This window comes from Neotamlana sedimentorum, from assembly GCF_000943565.1.
In the GTDB taxonomy this organism is placed as follows: Bacteria; Bacteroidota; Bacteroidia; order Flavobacteriales; family Flavobacteriaceae; genus Neotamlana; species Neotamlana sedimentorum.
The window spans coordinates 200,684-220,902 of sequence record NZ_JTDW01000001.1 but is presented as its reverse complement, the minus strand read 5'-3'; the positions used below and the strand labels follow the sequence as shown (position 1 = coordinate 220,902).

The window sequence follows — 20,219 nt, the reverse complement described above, 5'->3', positions numbered from 1 at the left end:
CAAACTACGATGATGAAATTTTGCTATACCATAAAACTTCACAAAATTATAGCCAGTAATGGTAGAAAAAAACAAAAAAAACAACATGTTAAAGTCTATTAAAATACTATAGTTTAAAAAAGTAACACAAGCCAAGGAAACTACCGACAAACCTACGTGAATGCTACTATTTAAATAAAAATTAAGTATCCGTTTTAACATTTGCATACCACAAAAATAACCAAAGTGTTGATAAGGTTTTTAAATGGTTGAAAACTTTACATTATTTGCAACAAAACACGCATTTTATTGTTTATTTTTGCGAAAAATATATCAAATTCACTTTAATGAATACAAATGCTTTTGCTCTTCGCCATATTGGTCCGCGTGATAACGACCAAAAATTAATGTTAGAAACTATTGGTGTTGACTCGTTAGACCAGTTAATTTATGAAACTATTCCAGACGACATCCGACTTAAAAAAGAATTAGATTTAGACGAGCCCATGACAGAGCATGAATATTTGTTACATATTCATGAACTTTCTAAAAAAAACAAAGCATACAAAACATACATAGGTTTAGGTTACCACCCTACTATTTTACCTGCAGTTATACAACGAAATATTCTAGAAAACCCAGGTTGGTACACGGCTTACACACCTTACCAGGCCGAAATTGCTCAAGGTCGTTTAGAAGCCCTTTTAAATTTTCAAACCATGGTTATTGAATTAACTGGAATGGAAATAGCAAATGCTTCTTTACTTGATGAAAGTACCGCTGCAGCAGAAGCCATGAGCTTACTTTTTGCTGTTAGGGCACGCGATCAAAAAAAAGCAGGTATTAATAAGTTTTTTGTTTCTGAAGATGTTTTACCACAAACCTTATCGCTTTTACAAACAAGAGCGTTACCAATTGGTATAGAATTGGTTATTGGTAGAGAAAGTGAATTTCTTTTTTCTGAAGAATTCTTTGGCGCCCTACTTCAATATCCTGGAAAACACGGTCAAGTTACAGATATAAAATCCTTTTTAGAAAAAGCAAACAGTAATAATATTAAGGTAGCCGTTGCTGCCGATATATTAAGTTTAGTAAAACTTGAATCGCCTGGTAAATTTGGCGCAGATGTAGTTGTTGGTACTACGCAACGATTTGGAATACCTATGGGATATGGTGGTCCACACGCTGCTTATTTTGCCACCAAAGAAGCTTATAAACGAGAAATTCCTGGACGAATTATTGGAGTTACAAAGGATGTTAACGACAATCGTGCTTTGCGTATGGCTTTGCAAACACGCGAACAACATATTAAACGCGATAAAGCCACCTCAAATATTTGTACAGCCCAAGTTTTGCTAGCTGTTATGGCAAGTATGTATGCTGTTTACCACGGACCTAAAGGTTTAAAATTTATTGCAAACAGTGTACACAGGAAAGCTGTCGCTTTAGAAAATGCTTTAAATGATTTAGGTTATGAACAAGAAAACACCTCGTATTTTGATACCCTTAAAATAAAAGCAAAGGCTAAAACCATTAAAAAAACAGCTACCAAAAAGAAAGTTAATTTTTATTATCCAGATAAAGAAACGGTAACAATTTCAATTAACGAAACCACTTCTATTCGTGATTTAAATTACATAGTTTCAGTTTTTGCCGAAGCTGCCGATAAAAAAACAATTAAAATAAACGATATAGAAGAAAGAAATAATATTGATAACAACCTTCTACGTAATTCTAGTTTCTTAACTTCAGAAGTATTTAACACTTATCATTCTGAAACCGAATTAATGCGTTACATTAAATTTTTAGAGCGCAAAGATTTAGCTTTAAATCAATCGATGATATCCTTAGGTTCATGTACTATGAAGCTTAACGCGGCTTCAGAAATGCTACCACTAAGTATTTTTAAATGGGCTAACATTCACCCTTTTGTACCAGCCAAACAAGCCAAAGGTTATTTAACGGTTTTAAAAGAACTAGAAGACCAACTTACCGAAATTACAGGTTTTGCAGCAACATCTTTACAACCAAACTCTGGTGCACAAGGTGAGTTTGCTGGTTTAATGGTTATAAAAGCTTACCATGAATCGCGTGGCGATCATCATAGAAACATATGTTTGATTCCATCATCAGCGCATGGTACTAACCCTGCTAGTGCAGTTATGGCAGGAATGAAAGTTGTTGTAACAAAATCTACAGAAAAAGGAAATATTGATGTTGATGATTTACGTGAAAAAGCCGAATTACACAAAGATAATCTATCCTGTTTAATGGTAACTTACCCTTCTACTCATGGGGTTTACGAATCGGCTATTAAAGAAATTACTAAAATTATTCACGACAACGGCGGACAAGTATATATGGACGGCGCTAACATGAACGCACAAGTTGGCTTAACAAATCCTGGGCAAATTGGTGCCGATGTTTGTCATTTAAATTTACATAAAACATTTGCAATTCCACACGGTGGTGGTGGCCCTGGCGTTGGACCTATTTGTGTAGCCAAACAATTGGTTCCGTTTTTACCAGGAAACCCAATAGTTAAAACTGGAGGAAAAAAAGCAATTTCTGCAATTTCTGGTGCTCCTTTTGGCTCATCGTTAGTATGTTTAATATCGTATGGATATATTAAAATGTTAGGAGCAGAAGGCTTAACAGAATCTACTAAAATTGCCATACTAAATGCTAATTATATTAAGAAACGTTTAGAAGGAAGTTTTGATACTTTATATTCTGGTGAACGTGGTAGAGCTGCTCACGAAATGATTGTTGATTGTCGTCCTTTTAAAGCTAACGGCATTGAGGTTTCTGATATTGCGAAACGCTTAATGGATTATGGCTTTCATGCGCCAACAGTTTCTTTTCCTGTGGCTGGCACTTTAATGATAGAACCTACTGAAAGCGAGAATAAACCAGAATTAGATCGTTTTTGTGATGCTATGATTTCAATTAAAAATGAAATCGATTCTGTATCAAAAGAGAACCAAAACAACGTATTAAAAAATGCACCTCATACTTTAGAGATGATTACAGCCAACGAATGGGATTTACCTTATACAAGAGAAAAAGCTGCATTTCCGTTAAACTACGTAAAAAACAATAAGTTTTGGCCAAGTGTACGTCGTGTTGACGATGCCTTTGGTGACCGTAATTTAATATGCTCATGTACGCCAATTGAAGATTATATTGAGGCTTAAAATTAACCTTTGAACATCGTAATAAATTATAAAATTAAAAATGTCTTTTTACTAAAAGCCTTTACATTGCAAGGCTACATAAATAAGGCATTTTTAGTTCTATGAATATTAAAATTACAGGCACCGGGAGCTACATACCAAGCACTGTTGAAAAAAACGAAAATTTTCATCAACATGAATTTTTAAATACTGATGGCTCTACCATAAAACACCCTAACGAAATCATTGTAAAAAAATTTAAAGCTATTACAGGTATTAGCGAACGCAGGTATGCCAAAAACCATTTAAATTCTAGTGATTTAGGTTTCTTTGCGGCTGAAAAAGCCATAGAAGATGCTAATCTAGACCCAGAAACAATAGATTATATTATTGTCGCTCACAATTTTGGAGATGTTAAACACAACACTATTCAAAGCGATTTACTACCTTCTTTAGCCTCTAGAATTAAACACAGTTTGCGAATAAAAAACCCAAAATGTGTTGCCATCGATATTCTTTTTGGTTGCCCAGGTTGGGTAGAAGGTGTTATACAAGCCAAAGCCTACATTAAATCGGGCATGGCAAAACGCTGTTTAGTAATTGGCACAGAAACACTTTCTAGAGTTGTAGACAAACACGATAGAGATGCCATGATTTTTTCTGATGGTGCCGGTGCAACTATTATTGAAGCAACAGATAATGATGGTGGTATTTTAGCTCACGAAACAGCCAGTTTCACTTATGATGAAGCCTATTATTTATACTTTGGTAAATCTAATAAACAAGAGACTGTTAACGATACGCGTTACATGAAAATGGATGGACGAAAAATATACGAGTTCGCCTTAACAAACGTGCCACAAGCAATGAAAACGTGTTTAGATAACAGTGGTGTTTCTATCTCTGAAGTAAAAAAAATATTTATACATCAAGCTAACGAAAAAATGGATGAAGCCATTTTAGAGCGTTTCTATAAACTTTACAACCTAGAAGCTCCAGAACATGTTATGCCAATGAGTATTCATAAATTAGGAAATAGCTCTGTAGCAACTATACCTACATTATTAGATTTAGTTAAACGAAATCAATTAGAAAACCATGAATTAAATGCTGGCGATGTTATTATATTTGCAAGCGTAGGTGCTGGTATGCACATAAACGCTATTGTTTACAAATATTAATTTATCGCTTACGCGGAAGTAAAAAAATGTACGAAAAAACATTTCCTAATAAACGTTTTAAACATACTTTAGAATTTTTAGAAAAACATATTGACACCAGAGAATCTATTCTAGACTTAGGAGTTGAAAATCCGTTTTCTAAGATTATGAAAAATCAAGGTTATAAAGTTGAAAACACCAAAGGGGAAGATTTAGATCTTGACACGTCATCAATTAAAAATTCTGAAGCCGAAGTTGTCACAGCTTTCGAAATTTTTGAACATTTACTTTCTCCTTTTACAGTTTTAAAATCTATAAAAACAAATAAATTAATAGCTAGCGTTCCATTAAAACTATGGTTTTCTTCAGCATACAAAAGTAAAACAGATAAATGGGACAGACATTACCATGAGTTTGAAGATTGGCAATTCGATTGGCTTTTAGAAAAAACGGGGTGGAAAATTATAGACTCTAAAAAATGGACCAATCCCACAAAAAAAATTGGTATTCGTCCCTTTTTAAGATGGTTTACTCCCAGATATTACATTGTTTACGCCGAAAGAGTTTAACTTTAAAATTTAAACTTTGACCTTTTCAGTAATAATTCCCGCACATAACGAGCAAGATGTTATAGGTTTAACCCTAGAATCTTTGGTTAAACAAACCCTTAGACCAAAACAAGTTGTTGTGGTTAATGATAATTCTACCGACGATTCACAGCGCATTATTGAAAGTTATTGCCAAAAACACGATTGGATTACATTAATAAATTCCAAATCGTCCAATAAACACTTACCAGGAAGTAAAATTATTAAAGCCTTTTACAAAGGTTTTAATGTTATAAACGATGATTATGATGTGCTATGTAAGTTCGATGCCGACCTCATTTTCCCAGAAAATTATTTGGAATCTATTGCTAATCATTTTTTAAATAATTCTAAATTAGGAATGGCTGCGGGTTTTTGTTACATTGAAAAAAATAACCATTGGGTTTTAGAGAACCTAACCCGTAAAGACCATATTCGTGGTGCTTTAAAGGCTTACAGAAAACAATGCTTTTTAGATATTGGTAAACTAAAACCTTCTATGGGCTGGGACACTGTAGATGAGCTTTTGGCTAAATACTACGGTTGGGAAATTTTTACTGATGATACACTTCATGTAAAACATTTAAAGCCAACTGGCGTTAGTTATAATAAAGCATCAAAATATTTACAAGGAGAAGCCATGTACAAAATGCGCTATGGTTTTATAATTACACTAATTTCAGCTTTAAAATTAGCTTATAAAAAAGGGAGTTTAAGGTTATTTCTTGATTATATATCTGGATATTTTAAAGCTTTAAAAGAGAAACCTGAATTTTTAGTAAATAACGAAGAAGGAAAATTTATCAGAAACTTACGCTGGAACGGCATGCTTAAAAAATTAAAATAAATGAAATCTTTAACACTTATAGTTTTAATTGGTCTAGGAACTTTCTTTGTAATAAAGTTAAAGCCCGAACCTAAAATTATAGAATTTAAAAAAACAATGGCTACAAAAGGCTGTATAGCCCCTTATGGATTAATTACTGATAGCACAAAGCATAAAGCCTGTTGTAATATTAAAGGACGTGCTTACTACATTGTAACTCAAAAGCATTAAGAGAAAGACTTAATTGTAAATTGCAACTACTTATAAAGCAATTTAAATGGAATTGTTACAGGGTCATAATCGATGTTAGGTAAGTTATACTTCGACTTCGCTCAGCACGATACTTATAACCCTAAAAACTCCAACCTTTATAACTGCTTGAAGCTTCAAGTTTATTTTCTATATCATCATCTAATTCTGGAAAAAAATCTATACCTGTTAAGGCTTCAATGTCATCAACAGAAACAACAAATTCATATAAGGGCTTTCTTGAATTTTCGTGTGGTAATAAAAAAGCAATCATTTTAGTATTGCCTGTATTGTTATCAATTAACACTTTAAAAAACGTATTGGGTACCGACACATTTTCGCTACCTATGGTTTTCATATTGCCTTTTAATACACCTCCTGCAACAACAAAAACACCATTGTATTTACTAGCCCAATGGCGCACTTTTTGTTCTAAAGTATTCCAAATTCCGGCATTAAATTCGTGCTCTTGCGGACTTATATTACTAGTTAAAAATGTTTCGTCGTGAGCCGCTTTACTATACTTTCTATCGCCTGCAGGACAAAGATGTCCGCGATCGTAACCCGAATTTTTATAATTTCTCCAATGCGCAGCTGTTGTTTTTACGGCTTCATCTATTTCGAAATAAGGACGCTTAAAATTAGTATTGGCTAAATGCTCCTTTTTTAATTCGTACGCCACCCATTCTGCTTGTTCATGAGCTTCATTATACGATAATGAATATCCGTTATGATGTACTATTTGCCCTGTTGTGCTTGTTGGCAAAAAATACTCGTTTGTATTTTGTTTTGCTTTAGTGCCTTCAAAAATAGTTTCAGCTTTATCTTCTTCTTTTAAAAAATGCTCGTAACCATAAACACAAAGAACTAAAACAATGGCTATTACAGAATATAACGTTCTTTTATTCATTAATCTAACACAAATTCTAAAGGCTGTCCTGTTGCTCCGTTAGGAAAACTGATGCCCAATAAAGCCGACATAGTAGGTGCAATATCTGGAATAACCGTTTTTTGCAATGTTTCACCATGTTTTATTCCTTTACCAAACAATAATAATGGCACATGAGTATCGTACTTATAACCACTACCATGAGTAGAACCTGTTTTGCTATAAGAGATATAATTAGGACTAGGTATTATTAACACATCACCAGAGCGTTTTTGGCTATAACCCTTTTGCAATAACTCTTCCATACCAGATGTAAAATCGTTATTATGCATAGTAGTTGCAGCATAAACTTTATAAACGTTTTTATATGTAATAAGTTCGTTAACAATAGCTGCTTCAACTTCGGCAAGTGTTTTATTTAAGTCTTTTACAGCATTATGATTTAAAAATATTTGATCGTTGCTAATGTTTTCAATTAAATTATCAACTCCAAAAGTATCCATTAAAAAAGCCGAGAACTTAGCTTTGGTTTCTTTATTGTTTAAATATCCAGCTGGAATATTTACATCTTGTAAGTACGAAGGCACATCGACTGCACCATGATCGGCAGATAAAAACACGGTATATTCGCCTTCACCAACTTGAGCATCTAAGGTTTTAAAAAAACGTTCTAAATCTTTATCTAAACGAATATAAGTATCTTCAACTTCCTTAGAGTTTACTCCAAAATTATGTCCCACATAATCGGTACTAGAAAAGCTAACGGTTAACACATCTGTAATGGTATCTTTTCCTAAATTTTCGCCTTTAAGCGCAGCAATGGCAAAATCTATTACCACACTATTTCCGTAAGGTGTAGCTTTTAAAATATCGAACCCGCCGTTAATTTTACTAAGTTTCTTTAAATCGTATGGAAATGTTGCTGTTTCTTTACCTCTAAAACCACCTTCAAACTCATTTAAATCGGCCCCACTTTCGGTATATGTTTCAATATTTTGTAGTGTATTCCACTCTTTTAAATATGATTTAACCGCTTTTGAAGCATTAAAATCTTTAACCCATTCTGGTAAATCGTTAATATAATACGTACTAGAAATAAACTTGCCTTCGCTTTTACCTCTAAACCAATAAGCTGCATTTGCAGTATGTCCTGCCGGCAAAATAGCGCCTCTATCTTTAATAGAAACTCCAATCGTTTTACCTTTCATTTGGGTGAATAATCTGTTTTCGTCTGAAAAAGTAGTTGTTTGCATTCTATGAGGCGACATTTTACCATCGCTAGAAGTTGTACCTACGGACTGCACCGAATCGTCTTCGGCACAATACACCATTTTTTGTTCGTATTTGTCATACCAATCATTACCAATTACACCGTGGTACTTTGGCGTCGTTCCCGTATAAACCGAAGCATGTCCGGGACCAGTTTTTGTTGGAATGTAGTTAAAATGATGGTTTTTACAATTAAACCCTTCATTCATCATACGTTTAAAACCACCTTCTCCAAACTTATTATAAAACCGAGTTAGGTAATCATAGCGCATTTGGTCTACTACAATGCCCACAACAAGTTTAGGTTTTTGAGTTGAATTTACAGTTTGCGCTTTCGTGGAAAAGCTAGCAATTACAGTTAGTAATGTAATAAATATTTTTTTAAACATGACATGATTTTTCTGCATCAAAAATACATATTTAAAATATCTTAATTTAAAATTAAGGTTAAATACGCATAAGTTTTTTTACTTTAGCATTATTAATATTTAGTATGACCTACTTAAAGAATATAGGAGCTTATTTTTTAATGATTGCCGAAATGTTTCGCAAACCCACCAAATGGGGCGTTATGAAGCAGCTCGTTTTAAAAGATATTGACGATTTAATTATTGGCTCATTAGGTATTGTTTCTTTTATTGCTTTTTTTGTTGGTGGCGTTGTTACCATACAAACCGCTTTAAATATTGATAGCCCGTTAATACCTAAATACTTAGTTGGTTTCGCTACCAGACAATCGGTAATTTTAGAATTTGCTCCCACTTTTATTTCAATAATAATGGCAGGTAAAGTGGGATCTTTTATAACATCGAGCATAGGAACCATGCGAGTTACCGAGCAAATTGATGCCCTAGAGGTTATGGGTATTAACGCATTAAATTATCTTGTTTTCCCTAAATTTATTGCTTTACTTCTTTACCCTTTTGTAATTAGTATTGCCATGTTTTTAGGAATTTTAGGTGGTATGGCCGCATGTGTTTATGGTGGCTATTCTTCATTGGCTGATTATATTACTGGTATTCAAACCGACTTTGAAACATTTCATATTACATACGCTTTTATAAAAACTTTTATTTTTGCTATTGTTTTAGCCACCATACCTTCATATTATGGATTTTATATGAAAGGGGGGGCCCTTGAAGTTGGCAAAGCGAGTACAACCTCGTTTGTATGGACATCGGTGGTTATAATTTTACTTAATTATTTATTAACCGATATGATGTTAGGCTAATGATAGAAGTTGAAAATTTACATAAATCGTTTGGTGATGCTCATATTTTAAAAGGTATTACAACTACTTTCGACAAAGGAAAAACCAACCTTATTATAGGGCAAAGTGGCTCTGGTAAAACCGTTTTTTTAAAATGCTTATTAGGTTTATTTAGTTACGAATCTGGCAGTATTTCTTATGATGGTGATGTATTTTCTAATTTAAACGACGACGAAAAACGAAATTTAAGAGCTAGAATAGGTATGGTTTTTCAAGGTAGTGCTTTATTCGATTCTATGACGATTGCTGAAAACGTGATGTTTCCTTTAAAAATGTTTACAAAACAAAGTAAAAGTGAAATGGAAGATCGTGTAAATTTTGTTTTAAAACGTGTTAATCTTCCTGATGCTCACAACAAAATGCCTAGTGAAGCTTCTGGTGGTATGCAAAAACGTGTTGCCATTGCTCGTGCGATAGTTAATAACCCTAAATATCTATTTTGTGATGAACCAAACTCTGGTTTAGATCCGAAAACAGCAATCGTTATCGACAATTTAATTCAAGAAATTACCGACGAATATCAAATTACTACGGTGATTAATTCACACGATATGAACTCAGTTATGGAAATAGGCGAGAAAATTGTATTCCTAAAAAACGGATTAAAAGAATGGGAAGGCTCAAAAGACACTATATTTAAAACGGATAACGCCTCGGTTACCGATTTTGTATATTCTTCAAATTTATTTAAAAAGGTTCGTAAAATGTATTTAGATGAGAATTCTTAATTTATTCTTTTAACCACTAAAGTATCTAAATTAAGCTTTAATTTAAGCCATTTTTCTAATTTTTCTTTATCCTTTATTCTAACCGGTTCTTTTGCTAAAGAATCTATCCATTTAACAGAAAACACCTTTAAAGTATCGGTTTTTGTGAAATTAGAATTTATCACATTAGCATACGAGAACTCTTCAATAGTTTCGTAGTTTATTTTAACTTCTTTTGTCAAAGCTTCAAACGGAATATAATTTTCCTCTAGTCGTTCTAAAGCTTTAACTCTATTTTCTAAATAAACTATTTTATCCTGTTGCGATAACAAGTCTAACGAATCTCTTAACCTGAGTTGTTTCATGGTATTATAACCATCTACAGAAGAGTTCCTATTTTGGTTAAAAACCAATTTTGTGTTTTCTTTTACCAATGCTGGATACTCTGCTAATCGCGTGCGCAATAAACTCATAGTACTTTCTGGAATTTCATCTAAACCAAATGAATTTAATTCTATTAAACCGTCGCTATCTTCTCCATATTTATAGGTTGTATTCTTTTTAATGTATTCGGCATGCGGTAAAGCCCCTAATTCTGCGTCAATAAATTTTATAGCATCTCGGTTAAATGTACTTTCTTTATAAACACTAAAAAAGGTAAAAGAAGCGGGTATCATAACAAGTACAGCTATTAACGTAGCTAATTGCGCTATACGTTTACGCTTTTTAGAATTTGCGTATTTAAGCATTGGAAAACGCAAAATTTTCAGCACTAAAAAGGTAGCAAGGGCAATAAAAATGGTGTTTATTGTAAACAAATACATGGCTTGCCCAAAATATTCCCAATTAGCTTTAGCTAAACCATAACCTGCGGTACAAAGTGGTGGCATTAAAGCCGTGGCAATTGCAACACCAAATATTACAGAAGCAATAGTTCCTTTTTTTGTTCTCGCAATAATTAGCGCCGAACCACCAAAAAAGGCAATTAGTACATCGCGAATATCTGGTTTAACCCTTCCTAAAAGCTCCGAAGTATCTTCGCTTAAAGGGAAAAACCTAAAAAATAAAAACGCTGTTAATAAACTTAGCACAATCATTATTGCTAAATTTATTAACGAGCGCCTTAATGTATCAATATCGTTAATTGCAATAGAAAGTCCCACCCCTAAAATTGGTCCCATTAGTGGCGAAATTAACATGGCTCCAATAACAACAGCTGTTGAATTGGCATTTAAACCAATAGAAGCGACAAAAATAGAACAGACTAAAATCCAAGCAGTAGCGCCTTTAAATGGAATATCTCCTTTAATAGCAGCAATGGTTGCATCTCTATCGGTATCGTCTCGAAAATCTAGCAGCTCGCTAAAAAAGGTTTTTATACTCTTTAATAAACCTTGAGCGTCTTTTTTAACAGCTTCTTTGCTTTGTTCTACCGTTTGCTCCTTTTTAACTTCTTCTTCAGAGAAATTAAATTTATTTTCGTCACTCATATTATTTTAACCGTATTGCTCTCCAAACTTGTCTTTTACTTTTTGGAGTACTTTTTTAATATCTTGCTCTTTCGATTTAGGATAAATAAGTAAAACCTCTTCTTTATCTACAACAATATAATCATTTAACCCATCGATAACTACAATTTTATCGTTTTTAGTACGAATCATATTTCCTTGAGCATCTTCAACTAAAGTTCTTGCATTTACTACAGCATTTCCATTATCTGAAGCTCCTAATTTATCGTATAAGCTCCCCCAAGTACCAAGATCGTTCCAATCGAATTCAGCAGCAATTACATAAACATTTTTCGATTTTTCCATGATGGCATAATCTACAGAAATGTTTTCTGCTAACGGGTAATTTTCTTTTATAAAAGCTGCTTCAGCTTCGGTATTATAAACTGAAATTCCAGCTTCAAAATGCTTGTACAGTTCTGGTTGATTACTTTCAAAAGCTTTCACCACACTTTTAGCACTCCACATAAATATCCCGGCATTCCATAAAAAATTTCCTTGATCTATAAACGATTTTGCCGTTTCGTAATCTGGTTTTTCTCTAAACTGATTTACTGATTTTATATCGTTAGTGGCAGCTTTATCAAATTCAATATAACCATAACCTGTATTTGGAAAAGTTGGTTGAATACCTAAGGTCATTAACGCATCGTTATCGGAACAAAACTCGAATGCTTGTTCTACGTTTTTTGAGAATGTTGCTTCATCTTCAATCCAATGGTCGCTTGGTGCAACAATCATAACCGCATCTGGATTTTCCTTTTGAATTTTTAATGAAGCGTACAAAATACAAGGCGCTGTATTACGCATTGCAGGTTCTAAAACCACTTGCTTTTGTGTAACCTCTGGAAGTTGCTCTAAAACCAAATCGTTATAACGCTCGTTGGTTAAAATGTATATGTTTTCTTTTGGAATTAAATGTGAAAGTCTTTGAAATGTTTTTTGAATTAAAGTATCGCCAGTACCTAACATATCGTGAAATTGTTTTGGAAAATCCTGAGTACTCACCGGCCAAAACCTAGAGCCAACTCCACCTGCCATTAGGATGGCATAATAATTTTTGTTCATTTTAAAGTATTTTAGTTATTTTATGTTTATTTATTCTTTATTACTTCTACTTCTGCATTCGGATTGAAAAGATACAATTTTCCTGTTTCAATCTCAACACATTCGTAACGTTTAACTCGTTTTTTAAGCATTTTAAACATTTTACCATTATAAATTTTGAAAATGGTATTTGGCGCAACTTCAAATATATAAGTTTTATTATTTGGTACATCGTATTGTTTTAATGATAAAGCTAATTTAACATCTGTATCGCTTGATGCTTTTGGATTTTTAAAATGATTTGCTAAAAGCGGAAGTAAATGATTTGGAAAAATTTCTGGGTTTAAAAAGGGCAACATTAAATGCTGAAACGTGCGCTTCCACTCCAATCCATGTGGTTTTATCTGTCTACCATAATTTTGAAAAGCTTCAAAATGAGCAATTTCATGAATTAAAGTAATTAAAAACCTGTATTCATTTAAGTTAGCATTTATTGTAATTTGATGTTTTCCGTTAGGTAAAGCCCTATAATCGCCATGTTTGGTTTTACGTTCGCCTTTTACTTTAATCACTAAATTATCATGATCTAATAACTTTAAAACTTTTGACAAAGCTTCCTCTGGTATATAATGTATTAATTTAGACTGCAATTAATTCTATGAAATTAAGTTTAGTAATTCTACCATATTACTAAAGGTTTTTGTGGCTTTGGTTGGCAAAGCATTTTTGTAATCGCGCTCGGTATAACCAAACACATCAAAACCGCCATTTATTGCAGCAGTTACACCAGATAAGCTATCTTCTATAACTAAACATTCGCTAGGTTTAAACCCCATGGTTTCTGCTGCCCATAAAAACACAGACGGATCAGGTTTCCATTTATTAATAGCGTAACAACTAAAAATGCGATCTTCAAAAAATGGTAATAAGCCCGTTAAACCTAAATTGAGTTTTATTTTATCTTCTGGCCCGCTGGATGCTACACAGAAAGGCAACTGTAAATTTTCTAGTACATCTTTAATACCATTAACTGGTTTCATGTTTTGTTTAAAAGCTTCAAAGCTTCGTTTTCTATACTCATCTATAAAATTATTTAGTAGTGGTTTTGTTGCTAGTGTTTCTATTTTTTCGGTACAAGCTTCAATAAAACTGCCTTTAAAATGTTTAAACGCATATTCTAAATCGATGTTTGCTCCATGTTCGTTAGCCATATCAACTAAAACTTGATTGCTAACAATTTCGCTATCGACTAAAATACCATCGCAATCGAAAATTATGCATTTGTATTTGCTCATAAATCAAGGCGTAGAATTTGAAACTTGCAACAGTTTCCCATTATAGTATTTTTGTCCTGTAAGTGAAAAATTAAAGATATAATCTGCCATTTCTTGAGCCGTTGTTGGCGCTTGGTAACCTGGAAACGCTTCTTCTAACATTTCGGTTTGTACGGCACCCAAAGCAAGTACATTAAATGCGATACCAGAATCTTTATACTCTTCGGCAAGTAACTCTGTTAAAGTAATAACAGCGCCTTTACTTGAGCTGTAAGCAGCTAAACCAGGAAATTTTAAACTGCCTTGTACGCCGCCCATAGAACTTATGGCTACCACATGACTATTCGCTTTCATAAATGGTAAAACTACACGAGTTAATTCGGCAACCCCAAATACATTGGTTTTGTATACAGTCTCATAATCTTTCATTGTTAATTCTGAAAATGGTTTATTAACCAAAGCTCCCGCATTATTTATTAAAGCATCGACTTGTTGCCAGTTTTTAGATATAAAATCTTCTATTTTTTTATAGGCTTCAACATCGGATAAATCGAACGAAAAAGCAGTTACATTTTGAAGTTTTAAATCTTGAACAGTTTTTTCATTCCTCGAAAGCGCTAACACATGATGACCTGCTTTTGCAAATTGCTTAACTAATTCGAAACCAATACCTCGACTAGTTCCTGTAATAATTATGTTTTTACTCATCGTTTAGTTTTATTTCTTTTGAAGGTGCATTAATCATGCCTTCAAGTGCAGGAATCATTTTATTTATAAAGTTGGTTATGTGAGTAAAGTCCATGTTTTCAGCTTCGTCGTCAACATGATGATAATAATCAAAATTGGTAAAATCAAAGGTCGAAATGGCATGAGCAGGCACATTAAACTCATTGAAAAACGGAAAATTATCTGAACGTTTAAACAGATTAAACTTTTTAGCCTGCGGCAAAAACCCGACTAGAGATTCACCTGCATAAGCATTTAATTTCTCAGCGATATTCGATTTTTTATAACCTGTTAAATAACTTAATTTATTACCAAAAGTTCTTGGCACACCAATCATTTCAAAATTTATCATGGTATATAAGTTTAAATTTTGTTCTTTTAAAACTTTGGCTAAATGTGCAGAGCCCTTTAAGCCCATTTCTTCGGCCGAATAAAGCGTAAATAAAATACTGCGTTTATTGTTTTTTGCTTTCGCGAAATATTTTGCCCATTCTAAAACCGCCACAGTTCCTGAAGCATCATCGTTAGCTCCGTTAGCAATACTATCTCCATCTACAGTTTTTGCAGTTCCAATGTGATCGTAATGTGCGCCTAGAATTACAAATTCATCTTTTAATTTAGGGTCGTTTCCTTCTAAATATCCAACTATATTATAACCTGTAATATCTTTAAGCTGAAAGCTATCTCGATAGGTTTCGAAATAAGTAGACACTTTATAATCTTTAAAAATAGATTCTATATAAGTTGCCGCTTTTTCAATACCGGGTGTTCCGGTTTGCCTTCCGTTTAACTCATTGGAAGCTAAATATGTTAAACTTGCTTCAACTGCATCTTTTTTAACTTGAAGTCCCTTTGATGTGGAGCAACTAAGCAAAATAAGAATGCTAAATACCGACAAAATATGTTTCATTTTAAAATAATTTTCTGTTATAAAGATAAAAAAACCTGAATCAAATAAATGACTCAGGTTTTGTTTTATAAATTAAAAAGTACTTAATAACTAAGCAATCATAGTTACTGGGTTCTCAATAAATGTTTTTAAAGTTTGTAAAAACTGTGCACCTACTGCACCATCAACCGTTCTGTGGTCGCATGCTAAGGTTAACATCATAGTATTACCTACAACTATTTGCCCATCTTTTACAACTGGTTTTTGTACAATTGCTCCAACCGATAAAATTGCTGAGTTTGGCTGATTGATAATAGATGTAAAACTCTGAATACCAAACATTCCTAAGTTAGAAACTGTAAATGTACTTCCAGACATTTCATCTGGCTTAATTTTTTTGTTTCTTGCTTTACCAGCTAAGTCACGAACAGATCCTCCAATTTGAGTTAAGCTTAACGCATTTGTGTGTTTTATTACTGGCACAACTAAACCATCGTCTACTGCAACTGCAACACCAACGTGAATATGACTATGGAATTTAGTTACATTATCGTCCCAAGTAGTATTTACTTGTGGGTGTTTTACAAGTGCCATAGCACAAGCTTTTACAACCATATCGTTAAAAGACACTTTTGTATCTGGAATCGCGTTTATTGTTTTACGAGAAGCAATAGCGTTATCCATATCTACTTCAATATTTAAATAGAAGTGTGGTGCAGTAAATTTAGATTTACCTAACGACTTAGCAATAGCTTTACGCATTGAAGAGTTTTTAACTTCTTCCGTTTTTTCTTCTCCGGCAACAGCAAAACTAGTAACAGCAGCACTTTCTGATACTGCAGCTGCAGGTTCGTAATTTTCGATATCGCGTTTAACGATACGTCCGTTTTCACCAGTACCTTGAACTTTTGTTAAGTTAATACCTTTTTCTTCAGCTAACTTTTTAGCTAATGGCGAAACAAAAATACGTCCGTTTGCTGTAACTGGCGTTGGTTTTGGTGCACTTGGTTTAGCTTCCGTTTTTGCTGCAGCCGGTGCCGCAGCTTTTGGAGCTTCGGCCTTTGGTGCTGCTTCAGTTTTTGCTGCTGGTGCAGAGAAACCTGATGCTACTCCAGAAACATCTGTTCCTGCAGGACCAATTATTGCTAATAAAGAATCAACTTTTGCCGATTCTCCTTCTTGTAAACCTATTTCTAATAAAGTACCTGATTGGAATGATTCGAATTCCATAGTAGCTTTATCTGTTTCTATTTCTGCTAAAATATCGCCTTCTTCAACCGTATCACCAACTTTTTTCAACCAAGTAGCAACGGTTCCTTCTTCCATAGTATCACTTAAACGTGGCATAGTAACAACTACAACACCTTCAGGTAATTCTTGAGCAGGAGCTTCGGCGGCTGGTGCTGCTTCTGCACTCGCTGGTGCTTCTACAGGAGCCTCAACTGGAGCACTACCTCCATTTAGTAAACCAGATATATCTTCACCTGCTTCACCTATTATTGCTAAAAGTTCATCTACTTTTGTAGTTTCACCTTCTTGCACACCAATATGAAGTAATGTTCCTTCGTTAAAAGACTCAAACTCCATGGTAGCTTTATCTGTTTCAATTTCTGCTAAAATATCTCCTTCTTCAACCTTATCGCCAACTTTTTTCAACCAAGTTGCCACGGTTCCTTCTTCCATCGTGTCGCTTAAACGCGGCATATTTACTACTACTGCCATTGCTTATAGTTTATGTTTTATAAATGGATAATCTTCTTGTTCGTAAACAACATCGTATAATTGTTGCACTTCTGGGAATGGCGATTCTTCGGCAAACTTCTCGCATTCAGCAACGCGATCTTTTACACGTTTATCTATAACCTTAATTTCCTCTTCGGTAGCGTATTTCTTTTTAAGTAAAATATCTTTAACTTGAGTAATAGGATCTATTTTTTTGTATTCCTCTACTTCTTCTTTTGTTCTGTAGTGTTGTGCATCAGACATTGAATGCCCTCTGTAACGGTAGGTTTTTAATTCTAAGAAAGTTGGTCCGCCACCTGTTCGAGCACGCGTAATTGCTTCATCAAAAGCTTCGGCAACCTTAACAGGATTCATACCATCTACAGGTCCGCAAGGCATTTCGTAACCTAAACCAAGCTTCCAAATTTCTTCGTGATTTGCAGTTCTTTCAACCGATGTTCCCATGGCATAACCGTTGTTTTCACAAACAAATACTACTGGTAAATTCCAAAGCATTGCTAAGTTAAAACTTTCGTGTAAAGAACCTTGACGTGCAGCACCGTCACCAAAGCAACACAGTGTTACACCATCCACACCATGGTATTTATCACCAAATGCAATACCAGCCCCTAAAGGAATTTGACCACCAACAATACCATGACCACCATAAAAACGATGTTCTTTAGAGAAAATGTGCATAGAACCACCCATTCCCTTCGAGGTTCCAGTTACTTTACCGTATAATTCTGCCATTACACGTTTAGGATCTACTCCCATACCTATAGGCTGAACGTGATTACGGTAAGCGGTTATCATTTTATCCTTTGTTAAATCCATAGCGTGCAAAGCTCCTGCTAATACCGCTTCTTGACCGTTGTACAAGTGAAGAAACCCTCTTACTTTTTGTTGGATATAAACTGCAGCTAGTTTGTCTTCAAACTTTCTCCAGAATAACATGTCTTCATACCATTTAAGGTAAACCTCTTTTGTGACTTTTTGCATTTAATTTAATTTATAAAGTAAAATACTACTTGCTTTTAAAACTTTAACAAGCGGGTAACAAAAGTAACACTTTAGTTATTAATGAAAAAACCGAAAATCGTAATTTTTTGCTTCATTTTATTATAATGCCTCTTTATTAAACATTAAAGGCAATAAATTTTCTAAAGAATTCGATTTTACAACCTTACCAAAATGTCCCATAAAATATATTTCTATGGGTGTTTTTTGTTTGATTTCATATTCTGCTATAGCTTGTCTACAAGCCCCACATGGTGGAATTGGCACTGTGGTTTCTTTTTTTAATGAACCTGCCGAAATTGCCATTTGAAGTATTTTAGCCTCTGGAAATTGTGCGCCTGCATAATAAATTGCAGTACGTTCGGCACATAAGCCGGACGGATAAGATGCGTTTTCTTGATTATTTCCTAAAATAATTTCGCCATTATCTAACAACAAAGCAGCACCAACATGAAATTGAGAGTAAGGTGCATAGGCTTTTTTTCTGGCTTCCACAGCTTTAAGCATTAACTTATAAACTTGCTCGGGAAGCGCCTCTAAATTATCGAAAATAAATAATTTAGATTCTATTGATATTTCCTTCATACTCAAATGTACTTATAATCTTGTTTAAATAAAAAACTACTGCCAAAGACAATAGTTTTTTTATTTCATTTATATGTTAAGATTTTTAATACTCTACATAAGCCCCCTCACCAATGTTGAAGCTTAATGAAAAACGCAAAGTACCCTCTAACGGACTTTGAACTTTCGAGGCAGAGAATAAATACGACAAGTCTATATTTACAATATTTGCCTTAAAACCAGCTCCTAATGCTAAAAATTTACGTGCTCCTTTGTCTTCGGCCTCATTAAAATAACCAGCTCTAAACGCAAAAGAATCTTGGTATTGATATTCGGCACTTAATGCCCAAGTAAACTCGTTTAATTCTTCACTAAAACCACCTGGTGCATCGCCAAAAGATTGAAAAATCCCTGATAAGAAACCAACATCGTTTGATTGACCTTGATAAATAACGTTTTCGGTTTCACTAATTAGATCGTCTTCATCTTCTTCGTAAGTTCCATTTCCATTTAAATCATCAAATACATATTCTACACCGTATTTTGGTGGTGTTGGCACTAAAAGCTTTGTAACTTCGGCAGTAACTGCAATTTTATTATAATCGTCGAAAATAAAATCGAAACCACCTCCTAAACGCAGGGTTGTTGGTTGAAAATTTTCTTGTCCGCCTTCGGTATATTTAAATTTTGGTCCAATGTTTTGGATAGCGAAACCACCGCGCCATCTACCATTAAAACTATTATAAGCTTCTTCTTCACCTTGATAATATCCAGAAATATCGACACCAAAAGTGCTCGCACCATCGGTGTTTCCGCTACCATCATCCAATCGTAAATCTGAAACTAAAAAACGCATAGCTACAGACATTGCAAACTGATCGGACAATCTTAAACCGTATCCTGCATCGATTGAAAATTCGTTTGGTCTTTGTACTAATGCTTCGGAAAACTCGTCGTTTACAAACTCAATATCACCTAAAGAAAAGTACTTTAAACTTGCCGAAAAAGCACTTCGTTCGTCGAAACGATTAAAATAGGTTAAATTCCCTAAGAAAATATCGTTAACCAGTTTACTTAAATAAGGCGTATAACTAACACCAACGCCTGATTGGGTCTCGGAAAATGCATATTTTGATGGGTTCCATGCTTGAGAAAAAGCATCAACGCTGGTAGCAACCCCCATATCCCCTAAACTGGCTGCGCGCGCATCGGACGCTATAAGTACAAAAGGAATACCTGTGGTTATTACTCGTGAATCGTTTTCGTAAGGTACTATTTCTGTAGTTTCTTGGGCAAAACTATTCGTATTAACCACAAAAACAAACGATAAGAAAAGTAGTATTTGATTCTTCATAAA

At 34.0% G+C, this 20,219-nt stretch carries 19 protein-coding genes; 7 read left to right on the top strand and 12 right to left on the bottom strand.

All coding sequences use genetic code 11. The annotated features are described in order from the left end of the window. The first annotated feature begins 326 nt into the window (after positions 1-326). The 5 genes from gcvP to PW52_RS00935 all read left to right on the top strand — a co-directional run bounded on the left by gcvP (position 327) and on the right by PW52_RS00935 (position 5,959). Positions 327-3,176, top strand: coding sequence for an aminomethyl-transferring glycine dehydrogenase (gene gcvP, locus PW52_RS00955; RefSeq protein WP_044631053.1), 2,850 nt, complete (start codon positions 327-329; stop codon positions 3,174-3,176). 101 nt (positions 3,177-3,277) lie between these two features. Then, positions 3,278-4,336 carry a 3-oxoacyl-ACP synthase III family protein gene (locus PW52_RS00950; RefSeq protein ID WP_044631052.1) on the top strand — a complete coding sequence of 353 codons (1,059 nt, stop codon included), beginning with the start codon at positions 3,278-3,280 and terminating at the stop codon, positions 4,334-4,336. Positions 4,337-4,362: 26 nt separating this feature from the next. Continuing rightward, on the top strand, positions 4,363-4,884 hold the full coding sequence (locus PW52_RS00945) for a class I SAM-dependent methyltransferase (protein WP_044631051.1): 522 nt from the start codon (positions 4,363-4,365) through the stop codon (positions 4,882-4,884). Positions 4,885-4,900: 16 nt separating this feature from the next. Then, positions 4,901-5,749 carry a glycosyltransferase family 2 protein gene (locus PW52_RS00940; protein ID WP_044631050.1) on the top strand — a complete coding sequence of 283 codons (849 nt, stop codon included), beginning with the start codon at positions 4,901-4,903 and terminating at the stop codon, positions 5,747-5,749. Further along, positions 5,750-5,959 carry a hypothetical protein gene (locus PW52_RS00935; RefSeq protein WP_044631049.1) on the top strand — a complete coding sequence of 70 codons (210 nt, stop codon included), beginning with the start codon at positions 5,750-5,752 and terminating at the stop codon, positions 5,957-5,959. A gap of 121 nt (positions 5,960-6,080) precedes the next feature. Here the strand turns inward: PW52_RS00935 and PW52_RS00930 are convergent, their stop codons facing one another. After that, positions 6,081-6,887 carry a DNA/RNA non-specific endonuclease gene (locus PW52_RS00930; protein WP_044631048.1) on the bottom strand — a complete coding sequence of 269 codons (807 nt, stop codon included), beginning with the start codon at positions 6,885-6,887 and terminating at the stop codon, positions 6,081-6,083. Further along, positions 6,887-8,542, bottom strand: a complete 1,656-nt coding sequence (gene pafA, locus PW52_RS00925) for an alkaline phosphatase PafA (RefSeq protein WP_394331354.1) — start codon at positions 8,540-8,542, stop codon at positions 6,887-6,889. The genes PW52_RS00930 and pafA overlap by 1 nt, the downstream gene beginning before the upstream one ends. Before the next feature lie 86 nt (positions 8,543-8,628). Between pafA and PW52_RS00920 the strand changes: the two genes are divergently transcribed. Continuing rightward, complete coding sequence (locus tag PW52_RS00920; RefSeq protein WP_044631046.1) at positions 8,629-9,366, top strand: MlaE family ABC transporter permease; 738 nt, start codon at positions 8,629-8,631, stop codon at positions 9,364-9,366. Beyond that, a complete protein-coding gene (locus tag PW52_RS00915) occupies positions 9,366-10,133 on the top strand; it encodes an ABC transporter ATP-binding protein (RefSeq protein ID WP_044631045.1) in 768 nt (255 codons plus the stop codon). Before PW52_RS00920 ends, PW52_RS00915 begins: the two co-directional genes overlap by 1 nt. Here PW52_RS00915 and PW52_RS00910 read toward each other — a convergent pair. From PW52_RS00910 to porV, 10 genes are all read right to left on the bottom strand, one after another. Continuing rightward, positions 10,130-11,602, bottom strand: a complete 1,473-nt coding sequence (locus tag PW52_RS00910; protein WP_044631044.1) for a DUF389 domain-containing protein — start codon at positions 11,600-11,602, stop codon at positions 10,130-10,132. The two genes, PW52_RS00915 and PW52_RS00910, sit on opposite strands and share 4 nt — an antisense overlap. A 6-nt stretch (positions 11,603-11,608) precedes the next feature. Then, a complete protein-coding gene (locus PW52_RS00905) occupies positions 11,609-12,688 on the bottom strand; it encodes a mannose-1-phosphate guanylyltransferase (protein ID WP_044631043.1) in 1,080 nt (359 codons plus the stop codon). A 26-nt stretch (positions 12,689-12,714) separates the two neighbouring features. Beyond that, positions 12,715-13,317, bottom strand: a complete 603-nt coding sequence (locus tag PW52_RS00900; RefSeq protein WP_044631042.1) for a SprT-like domain-containing protein — start codon at positions 13,315-13,317, stop codon at positions 12,715-12,717. A gap of 6 nt (positions 13,318-13,323) precedes the next feature. After that, on the bottom strand, positions 13,324-13,962 hold the full coding sequence (locus PW52_RS00895) for an HAD family hydrolase (RefSeq protein ID WP_044631041.1): 639 nt from the start codon (positions 13,960-13,962) through the stop codon (positions 13,324-13,326). Between the two features lie 3 nt (positions 13,963-13,965). Then, a complete protein-coding gene (locus PW52_RS00890; RefSeq protein ID WP_044631040.1) occupies positions 13,966-14,649 on the bottom strand; it encodes an SDR family NAD(P)-dependent oxidoreductase in 684 nt (227 codons plus the stop codon). Then, on the bottom strand, positions 14,642-15,577 hold the full coding sequence (locus PW52_RS00885) for a M28 family metallopeptidase (RefSeq protein ID WP_044631039.1): 936 nt from the start codon (positions 15,575-15,577) through the stop codon (positions 14,642-14,644). Before PW52_RS00885 ends, PW52_RS00890 begins: the two co-directional genes overlap by 8 nt. A 90-nt stretch (positions 15,578-15,667) precedes the next feature. After that, positions 15,668-17,278: a pyruvate dehydrogenase complex dihydrolipoamide acetyltransferase gene (locus PW52_RS00880; RefSeq protein ID WP_044631038.1), complete on the bottom strand. Its 1,611-nt coding sequence runs from the start codon at positions 17,276-17,278 to the stop codon at positions 15,668-15,670. A 3-nt stretch (positions 17,279-17,281) separates the two neighbouring features. After that, positions 17,282-18,280, bottom strand: coding sequence for a pyruvate dehydrogenase (acetyl-transferring) E1 component subunit alpha (pdhA, locus tag PW52_RS00875; RefSeq protein ID WP_044631037.1), 999 nt, complete (start codon positions 18,278-18,280; stop codon positions 17,282-17,284). Between the two features lie 120 nt (positions 18,281-18,400). Then, entirely contained in the window at positions 18,401-18,883 is a 483-nt protein-coding gene (gene cdd / locus PW52_RS00870; protein WP_044631036.1) for a cytidine deaminase, read from the bottom strand. An 85-nt stretch (positions 18,884-18,968) separates the two neighbouring features. After that, the gene (gene porV, locus PW52_RS00865; protein ID WP_044631035.1) at positions 18,969-20,216 is read right to left on the bottom strand and encodes a type IX secretion system outer membrane channel protein PorV; all 1,248 of its coding nucleotides are present in this window, start codon (positions 20,214-20,216) and stop codon (positions 18,969-18,971) included. Positions 20,217-20,219 lie beyond the last annotated feature (3 nt).